Below are 8,982 nucleotides of genomic sequence, written 5' to 3'. Positions count from 1 at the left end.
CAGGCGCCGCCTGTTCATACTGCGGCGCCATCATTTTGCACGGACCACACCAGCTGGCCCAGAAATCCACCAGCACCGGCACGTCGCTGCGCCCGGTGTGGGAGGCGAAGCTCTGCCCGGTCAATTCAAGCACGCCGCCAGGCCATAACGGCTGTTTGCAGGCACCACAATTGCCACCAGAAGCCAGCCGCGAAGCCGGTACACGGTTTGCCTTGTGGCAATGGGGACAAACGACATGCAGAAGTTCACTGGCCATCTGAGTACCTCACCTTGACTTGTTGATGGGATATCGGGGCACCTCGGGCAAAAAACAAGCCTGGCCCAGGCCTCAGCCTTTCACCATGTGACCAACATAGGCCACAACAAAAGCCGTCTCCTGAAATGCCTTCAGGCCGGTTTCCGAGAAATCCACAGGAAGCGGTTTTGCGGCCAGCGTGGATTTGATGAGCGCCGGTGTCAGCAGGACAACATCCAGGCCAGGATCGGCAATCAGCTGGATGGTGGCTTCCATCTTGAAGCTGATGGCACCACCGGCAAACTTACCCTTGGGCATGCGTTCTTTTATCATCACCTTGCTAACACCGTATTCCGTCATCAACGCGGTAAAATCCGTTTGAAACTGCTGCAAATCTTCGCGGGTGTGATTCTTTTTCAGGGAGACTTTGCGCACTTTGCATTCCGGTAAACTGAACTGGCCCTGATCCAGATTCAGTAAACACACCACCGCATCGCTGCCAGTCAGTTCAACACCGCAAACAATCATACAGAATCCTTAATGGGCGAAGCCGGCAGAGAACCTGCCGGTAACAGGCGCTACCTTGCCAGAAAACCAAAGCCTTCGCATCCTTGCCAATTGTGCGTTCCTACCCTGTACGAGAAAATCCGAACAATTCCGCCAGAGGGTGCTGACGGCCTTCTATACTGGCCCTCAGCAGACCCGCACCAATCATGCTGTAGCTGATGCCATTACCACCATAGGCCATGGCAAACAGCACCCGTGAGCCATATTGCGGATGTGCCCCGAAAAAAGGCAGTCCGTCTTCCGTTTCCGCAAAGGTACCACCCCAGACAAACGCCGGTTTCACAGGCAGCTCCGGAAACAGTTTTTTTACCTTCTTGCACAAGCCCCGGGACTTGCCTTCCACACGCCGATGGCGACGCTCCGGGATATCCATATCGTCATCATCGCCACCCACCAGCAATCTGCCATCGCCGGTGGTGCGCATATACAGATAAGGCCTGGCCGACTCCCACACCATGGTTGAAGCCAACAGTCCCAGGTCGGACGGGTCAATAGGATCCGTGATAAAGGCATAGCTGCTGCGGTTCTTCGCCACCGACTGTTTCAGCCATTTCTGGGATGCATAGCCAGCGGCCATGACCACATGACCGGCATCTACCTGAAATCCCTGCTCTGTGCGCAAGGTAACTCGCTCCCCGGCAGGCTCAATGGTGTCGATCACGGTGCGGTCGAAGATCCGTCCACCCTGCTCAGCCAGCCTGAGTAAAAGCCTGGACGCCATACGATAGGGATCAACCCGTGCAGCCAGTCGAGTCAGTATCGCACCCGGTGCCTTGATGCCGAACTGCTCTTTCAGACCGCCGGCGTCAAGCCACTGCGCCTCGAAACCATGCTTGATTCTCAGATCGTACTCTTCCTGCAGTACCGACTTGTGACTGCGCTTGCTGGCGTAGTACAGGCTCTCCTGCATGCCGAAATCCACATCTCCGAGCTCATCGGCAAGGTTGCGCAGGTCCATGATCGCATCGGCGCAGGCCCTGTACGCCAGCACCGCATGAAACTCCCCATAGCGCCGGGCGAGATCAACCATGTGGGTATCGATCTCATACTGCAACAATGCGGTACTGGCAGCGGAACTTCCCCAGCCGATATCCCGTTGCTCGATCACCGCCACCTCAAAGCCGTGGTTGCCCAACTCGTCAGCAATCAGCGCACCGGTGATACCCCCACCAATCACGGCCACATCGCAGTGAATATCTGAGGTGAGCTGAGGGAATTTGCACATCAGGCCATTCTTGACGGCCCAGAAGGGATAACCGCTTTTCAGGTCCATGTCTTCATTCCTTGGTGACAACAGACGGAGGGAGTTTCAGAAGTATAGCCGGGCCAGGCGGTTCGGGCTGACCTAGTGTCTAGCCGTTATTTACCGTGCCCACGGACTCAGGAATAAACGTATAGCATTTGCCGCCACTGCGCTTGGCGGCATACATTGCACCATCCGCATGCCGGACCAGCTGGGCATCATCCTCGCCGTGGTCAGGGTAAACGGCTATACCGACACTGGGGGCAGACACCAGTGTCGCCCCTTCCAGGTTATAGGGCGAACTCAGAGCCACAAGAATTTTCTCAGCCACCGTCGCGGCATCTTCATGTCTGCTGATACCATCCAGCAGCACGGCAAATTCATCACCCCCCAGACGACCAACGGTATCAGATTCCCGCACACACTGTGTCAGACGATCGGCAACTTCCCGCAAGAGCTGGTCACCTGTGCTGTGGCCGAAGGTATCGTTGATCTGCTTGAAGTTGTCCATATCCAGATACAGCACTGCCAGCCGTATCGAATCCCTTCGTGCCCGCGCCAGTGAACTGTGCAAGCGATCCAGAAACAGTGCCCGGTTGGGCAGTTTTGTCAGCGGATCATGCTGCGCGAGATACTCCAGACGCGAATGTGTTCGCTTGCGTTCCACCGCCGCCGCAACCTGGCTTGAAACAAACTGCAACAACGCCTGATCCTGCGCCGTGTAACTCAACGAATCTGAATAGCTCTGAACCACCAAAGCGCCTATGACATCCGGGCCCGTTGTCAGGGGCACGCCTAGCCAACTAAAGGAATGCTTACTGGCCGGCTTGCCTTTTTTCCGGTGCCTCTGCCCGGTCATGTCGGGTGTCAAGAGGATGGCTTCAGCGGACCGAACAACCCTGGCTATGGACGTTCCGGGCACCAGTTGCCCGGGAGGTGGGGGCGAGTCATGTTGATCAACGTAATACGGAAAGCTGAGCTGGTCATCTACCACATCGTAGAGCGCCACAAAAAAGTTTTCGGCAGGCAACAGACCACTGATTACCTCATGTACCCGTGCGAAAAGCGCGGGCAGATCATCAGCGGAATGCGCTGCTTCCGATATGGCGTAGAGTGCCCGCTGCCTTGCCTCGGCATGCTTGCGCTCGGTGATATCCCTCGCCACACCCACCCGCACTTGCTCAGCCTCAAGCCACCGGGTAGCCCACATGATGTGAACGTAATGGCCATCCTTGTGCCGATAACGATTTTCATGGTCAGGCGCTGGCTGCCCTGCGTTAATCTTCTCGACAAGCGCCAGAATGGCGTCCCGGTCATCGGGATGCATCATCTCAAAGGTCGTCCGGCCAATCATTTCCTCCGGACGGTAGCCAAAAACCCGTTCACTGGCGGCGCTAACCGATAGAAAACGCCCGTCCTTGTCCACCACACAGACCACGTCCAGCAGCAGATCCAGCAGTTTTTCGTTCGGTATGTGAGGATTTGGGTTCATGGCGCTTACTATAGTTGTCCCACTGCCAGTGGCGCCAGCAGGATAACAACATTTTACTGGCCTGACCCCGGATGTAACGCGATTTTGCAAAAGCTAATGGTGGGTGCGGTGGACTTACGAAAACCTGCTGCTAAATTTTACCCTATCAAGGCATCTGACTCGTCAGCACTCATTCAAGGAGGAATCCATTGCTTGCCCGCTATACACTTTTCTACACCGCTCTCTGATCATTTCAAGTTCTCGAGATCTGGATATTCCCAGACCTTTACGACGGGATCGGCCGAAGCTTCTTCAGCCAACATAGCGACTTCGTTTGCCATGGCTGCAGCGACCCTGGAAGCCGCAATTGCCCGATATTTGCGGAACGGGCCGATCAGTAAGCGATTGACCAACGGCATGACTGCCATCCCAAGTGATTCTGCGGTGCGCCTTTCCTGCCGCTCACCCAGCAGCAAACTCGGTTGATAGATGGAAAGATAAGGAAATTTCAGCGCCCGCACCCCGTCTTCCAGCTCGCCTTTCACCCGATTATAGAACACACCGGAGCTTGCGGACGCCCCCACGGCAGACATCAACAGCAGTGCTCGGGCGCCAGAATCCCTGGCAAGGCGAGCAGCCGTCAATGCATAGTCATGATCCACCTTGCGAAATGCCTCCCGAGAGCCGGCCTTTCTGATGGTGGTTCCAAGACAACAGACAAGCACATCGACTTCGAACAGCTGGTCATGGGTCGCCAAGTCATCAAAATTGATCACCTGCTGCTGAAGCTTCGGGTCGACCAGCGTTAGCAACCGGCGAACAGGCACCACGACGGAGGTCACTTCCGGTTTCGCCAGCAACTGCTCCAGAACCAGGTTGCCAGTCAGCCCCGTGGCACCAAGCACCATTACCTTCATGAGGAGCTCCGTTTATTTATTCACCAGTACTTTAATGGATAAAAGGCGCCTGGTGCATTCCGCTCAAACTTGGCTCAACAAATTTTGAAGGACAGGACGATCTCCGGCGCTCTAACTTTCGTTATGCAGACGCAGATGGAGGGCTTTGACTTTCTCTGCCAGATCGTCAACCGGTCCCTCAACCGGTACATTCGGTGCAACCGCATTGATGGGCAATGTTTTTACAGGTGGCAATGGCACACCCAGTTCCCCCAGCCATGCCGAGAGCTGCTCGGAAGAACTGGCATAAACCACCCGACCAAGGCCAACCCAGGCGTGAGCCGCAGCACACATCGGGCAATGCTCACCAGAAGTATAGACCACCGCTTCAGCGCGCGCCGCCGGTGTCATATTGGCGGCGGCCCAGCGGGCGATGGAGAATTCCGGATGCTGGGTATTGTCGCCGCCCGAAATATGATTGTGGTCTTCAAACAGTGGCTGGCCATCGCCCGACACCAGCACCGAACCGAAGGGCTCGTCGCCGCTGTTCAGTGCCATCTCTGCCAGTTCCACAGCCCGTGCCAGGTGACGTCGATCTGCATCAGTGATCATTGGATATTCCTGATTGAAACGGAGTTTGAGACCGGTCCGGTATTTCAGACCGGCCAGTAGTACCCGGTGGCCAGACAGATCTGACCACCCTTGTCAGCTCTGGTTTCAGGTCGGTACCCGGCCCTGAACGCCCTCGACCAGCCACGTCATGCTGTTGATGTCGCCATCAGACAGTTCGGTACCTGGCGCCACCCGCTCCTTGCCAGACTGATCCCTGATCGGTCCGGCAAAGGGTTTCAGCTCACCGGCGATAATGGCCGCCTCGGCCGCATCCAGCTCGGTGTTAACGGACGCCGGCAGCGCCGGGCTCCGCGTTGCCATGCGGATAAATCCGCCATCGCCAATACCACGCCACCGGCCTACGGGCTCCCAGTTTCCATCCAGAACGGCCTGTGTCGCCTCGATATGGGCCGGGCTCCAGTCAAGCTCAAAGGAGGCCAGCTGGGTCTCCTGCACAAACTCCGAAAAATCGCCGGTGTTGCCGATGGACCAGACACCTGCGGAGCGGGCGGCTTCACTCTGAACGGGCGTATTGGGGCTTCCGGATATGACATCCGCGCCCTGACTGACCAGCGTACTGACCGCATCCCGCTCCTTCGCAGGGTCTACCCAGGCGTTGACCCAGACCAGCTTGAGTACAACGTCCGGATTAACGCTCTGAGCCCCCAGAAGAAACGCATTCAGACTGTAGATAACCTGGGGAACCGGAAACGCGCCAACCCAGCCAAGCACGCCAGATTTGGTCATTCTGCCAGCCGCAATGCCGGTCAGATAGGCGCCTTCATAATGTCTCGCCTCGAAGACACCCAGATTTCGCCCGGCTTCGATGCCGGCACAGCATTCGAAGTGGGACTGAGGCAGCTGAGGGGCCAGCTTCCTGAGCGAGGCGTACTGGGAAAAAGTGGTTCCGAACAGGAGCTTGTGCCCCTGGACCGCAAGCTGCCGGAACTGACGCTCGACCGACTGGATATCGGCGACGTTTTCCAGCACGGTCACCTCTACCTGATTGGGGTATTTAGCCTGCAGTGCACGCCAGGCTTCCGCCTGATAATACTCCCAGCCGGTGTTGGAAATGGCGCCCATGTGTATGACGCCGACTTTCAGAGTTTCCTGGGCCCGGACAACGGGGAAGCCCATGCCGCTCCAGAGTGAGGCTGCTGCAATGCCGCCAAGCAGGCGACGACGGGTATGATCGGTCATGGTAACTGTACTCCTGGGGTTGGTAAGGTCTGATTTATCCTTTGATATCGAGCGATTTCCCGAGCGAGGCCGGGACACTGAGTCGCATGGTCGAGTCCTTGCGCGAGATAAGCACCAGCACAATCACCGTCGCAAGGTACGGCGTGGCTGACAGAAACTCTGTGGGAATACCCAGGTCCATGACCTGCCCCAGAAGCTCGGCGATGGTCATGCCACCAAACAGGTAGGCACCCACCAGGCAGCGGCCTGGCCGCCAGGTTGCGAAGATGACCAGCGCAACAGCGATCCAGCCTCGGCCGGCGATAATGCCCTCGGTCCAGATCGAGGTGTAGACAACGGATATAAAGACACCGGCAATGCCGGCCATCACCCCACCAAAGCCCGTGGCCAGGTACTGGATACGCATCACCGGGTAACCGATGGCGTCCGCTGAAGTGGTGGATTCGCCCACCGCACGCAACACCAGGCCGGCGCGGGTGCGGGTTGTGAAAAACCACAGCCCCGCGAAGAGTAGCCAGGAAAGCCAGATAAGCGGGTGAACAGCACTGAACAGGGGGCCAACCAGGGGAACATTGGTCAGGCCGCCGCTAAGCTGGGCTTCGGTGAGACTCAGGGACTGCCCGACCAGTGGCTTGCCCACATACGCGCCCAGGCTGATGCCGAAAATGGTGAGCGCGAGTCCGGCGGCAACGTGGTTAACCCGCAGGCTGATGGCCAGAACTCCGAACGCCAGCGCCAGCACACCGCCACTCAGGCCGGCAGCGAGTACTCCCAGCCAGAGGTTACCGGTTACATAAACAGCTGCGAACCCGGCGATGGCGCCGATAACCATCATCCCTTCGACCCCCAGATTGAGGATGCCGGAGCGCTCGGTGATAAGTTCGCCCAGCGCGGCGTAAAGCAGAGGCGTGCCGGCAACCACCGCCGCCAGCATGAGTGCAAGTAATTCAGTCATGCGACAGAACTCCCGGAAGTCAGTTCTCTTGAGCGCCGAAGCCGATAGTTGACCAGAACTTCGGTGCTGAGCAGGAAGAACAGCAGCGTGGCCTGAATCACGCCGGCGATGGAGGGTGGCAGGCCGAGGATCATCTGGGCGGCGTCGCCACTGAGGTACAGCAGCGCCATCAGCAGGCCGGCAAAAAGAATTCCGACGGGATGCAGGCGCCCGAGGAAAGCCACAATAATGGCAGCGTAGCCATAGCCCGGAGTAACCGATGGGTAGATCTGTCCCAGCGGCCCGGCTACTTCGGCAACGCCGGCGATACCCGCCGCAGCGCCACCGCACAGCATACCTACAAGAATCGCCCGGTCAGCCCGGAAGCCGGCGTACTGGGCCGCATTCTGGGAAACCCCGCGCGCCTGCAGCTGAAAGCCCAGGAAGCTGCGCTTCAGCAGCAACCAGGCCAGCACCACTGCCAACGGCGCAAACAGAATGCTCGCATTGGCCCGGGTGCCCTCGATCAACAACGGAAACAGCGCGTCGTCCCCCAGAGGTTTCGATTGCGGGAAATTGAAACCGGCTGGATCACGCCAGATTCCGTGCACCAGAAAAATCAGAGCAAAGTGGGCCACATAATTGAGCATCAGGCTGGTCAGAATTTCGTTGGCACGGAAATGAATGCGCAGCAATGCCGGAATGCTTGCCCAAACGCTGCCACCCAACAAACCCAGCAGAACCATGCCGGGCAATACCAACCAGCTACCCGAGTCACCGTAAGCCAGGGCAAGACCGCCGGAAAAGATCACGCCCATGATGATCTGACCCTCGGCACCAATGTTCCAGACGTTGGCCCGGAAACCGATAGCCAGTCCCACAGCAATAAGAATCAGCGGAGCCGCCTTGATCAGCAGCTCGCCAAAACCGTACATGCTGGACACTGGTTCGGTAATGAAGATGATCAGCGACGCCACTGGGGCCAGACCGGACAGTGCAAAGATAGCCATGGCCACCAGGCAGCTCAGCGCGATTGCCACCAACGGTGATAGCCAGAACACCCTGCGTGAGGGCGTAGCCCGAGCCTCAAACCGAAACTGCATCGGGTGCCTCCTCCTGTTTCCTGGCCGGCACAGGCTGACCTGCCATCGCCAGACCGACCGCGTCGCGATCAAAACCCGCCCGCTCTACCGGCTCGGTGAGGGTCCCGGACGCCATCACCACCAGCCGATCCGAGAGCTGAAACAACTCATCCAGCTCCTCCGAGATCACAATCACAGCGCAACCTGCGGCACTGAGATCCAGCAGCACCTGATGGATGGCGGCAGCGGCACCGACATCCACGCCCCAGGTGGGCTGCGAGACAATCAATACCTTCGGTTGTTGCAAGACTTCCCGGCCGATCAGAAACTTCTGCAGGTTGCCTCCCGACAGGCTGGCGGCCTTGGCGTTTACCCCGGGTGCCACCACGTTGAACTGACGGATGCAGTCTTCAGTACTGGCGGCAAGGTGGCGGAAACGGATAAAGCCATAGCGGACATGCTCAGCACCGTTGTTGGTCAGCAGAAGATTCCAGGTCAACGGCATGGTCCCGACGGCGCCCCGGCCCATGCGGTCGTCAGGAAGAGCGCACAGCCCGAGACGACGGCGTTGAAGCGGCGACAGATCCGTAAGTTCCTCGCCATCCAGCAGCAGGCGACCTGACGTCAGCTTTGCTATCTCGCCAGACAGCACCGAAAACAATTCCTGTTGACCATTGCCGGCGATGCCTGCGATACTCAGGATTTCGCCTTCCCTGACCGAAAAGCTGACGTTGTTCAGAGG

General features: G+C 58.0%; 10 protein-coding genes. All 10 read right to left on the bottom strand.

Features of this window, described 5'->3' with window-relative positions; translation table 11 throughout:
• The coding region (locus tag AAC035_RS14675) for a thioredoxin domain-containing protein (RefSeq protein WP_339805428.1) at nucleotides 1-256 on the bottom strand (256 nt) is incomplete at its 3' end.
• A gap of 72 nt (nucleotides 257-328) precedes the next feature.
• On the bottom strand, nucleotides 329-763 hold the full coding sequence (locus tag AAC035_RS14670) for a DUF3010 family protein (protein WP_339805426.1): 435 nt from the start codon (nucleotides 761-763) through the stop codon (nucleotides 329-331).
• Nucleotides 764-863: 100 nt separating this feature from the next.
• The gene (locus AAC035_RS14665) at nucleotides 864-2,075 is read right to left on the bottom strand and encodes an FAD-dependent oxidoreductase (RefSeq protein WP_339805424.1); all 1,212 of its coding nucleotides are present in this window, start codon (nucleotides 2,073-2,075) and stop codon (nucleotides 864-866) included.
• A 79-nt stretch (nucleotides 2,076-2,154) separates the two neighbouring features.
• Nucleotides 2,155-3,537: a diguanylate cyclase gene (locus tag AAC035_RS14660; RefSeq protein WP_339805423.1), complete on the bottom strand. Its 1,383-nt coding sequence runs from the start codon at nucleotides 3,535-3,537 to the stop codon at nucleotides 2,155-2,157.
• Nucleotides 3,538-3,764: 227 nt separating this feature from the next.
• On the bottom strand, nucleotides 3,765-4,433 hold the full coding sequence (locus tag AAC035_RS14655; RefSeq protein WP_339805421.1) for an NAD-dependent epimerase/dehydratase family protein: 669 nt from the start codon (nucleotides 4,431-4,433) through the stop codon (nucleotides 3,765-3,767).
• A 111-nt stretch (nucleotides 4,434-4,544) separates the two neighbouring features.
• Nucleotides 4,545-5,024, bottom strand: a complete 480-nt coding sequence (locus AAC035_RS14650; RefSeq protein ID WP_339805419.1) for a nucleoside deaminase — start codon at nucleotides 5,022-5,024, stop codon at nucleotides 4,545-4,547.
• A gap of 105 nt (nucleotides 5,025-5,129) precedes the next feature.
• Nucleotides 5,130-6,224: a BMP family ABC transporter substrate-binding protein gene (locus AAC035_RS14645; RefSeq protein WP_339805417.1), complete on the bottom strand. Its 1,095-nt coding sequence runs from the start codon at nucleotides 6,222-6,224 to the stop codon at nucleotides 5,130-5,132.
• Nucleotides 6,225-6,258: 34 nt separating this feature from the next.
• Nucleotides 6,259-7,179, bottom strand: coding sequence for an ABC transporter permease (locus tag AAC035_RS14640; protein ID WP_339805415.1), 921 nt, complete (start codon nucleotides 7,177-7,179; stop codon nucleotides 6,259-6,261).
• Nucleotides 7,176-8,261, bottom strand: a complete 1,086-nt coding sequence (locus AAC035_RS14635) for an ABC transporter permease (protein ID WP_339805413.1) — start codon at nucleotides 8,259-8,261, stop codon at nucleotides 7,176-7,178. Before AAC035_RS14635 ends, AAC035_RS14640 begins: the two co-directional genes overlap by 4 nt.
• Nucleotides 8,245-8,982: ATP-binding cassette domain-containing protein (locus tag AAC035_RS14630; protein WP_339805411.1), on the bottom strand; the 738-nt coding region annotated here is incomplete at its 5' end. The genes AAC035_RS14630 and AAC035_RS14635, both read right to left, overlap by 17 nt.

The sequence above is a fragment of the uncultured Marinobacter sp. genome (genome assembly GCF_963974375.1).
Lineage (GTDB): Bacteria > Pseudomonadota > Gammaproteobacteria > Pseudomonadales > Oleiphilaceae > Marinobacter.
This window is presented reverse-complemented; position numbering and strand designations above follow the sequence as displayed.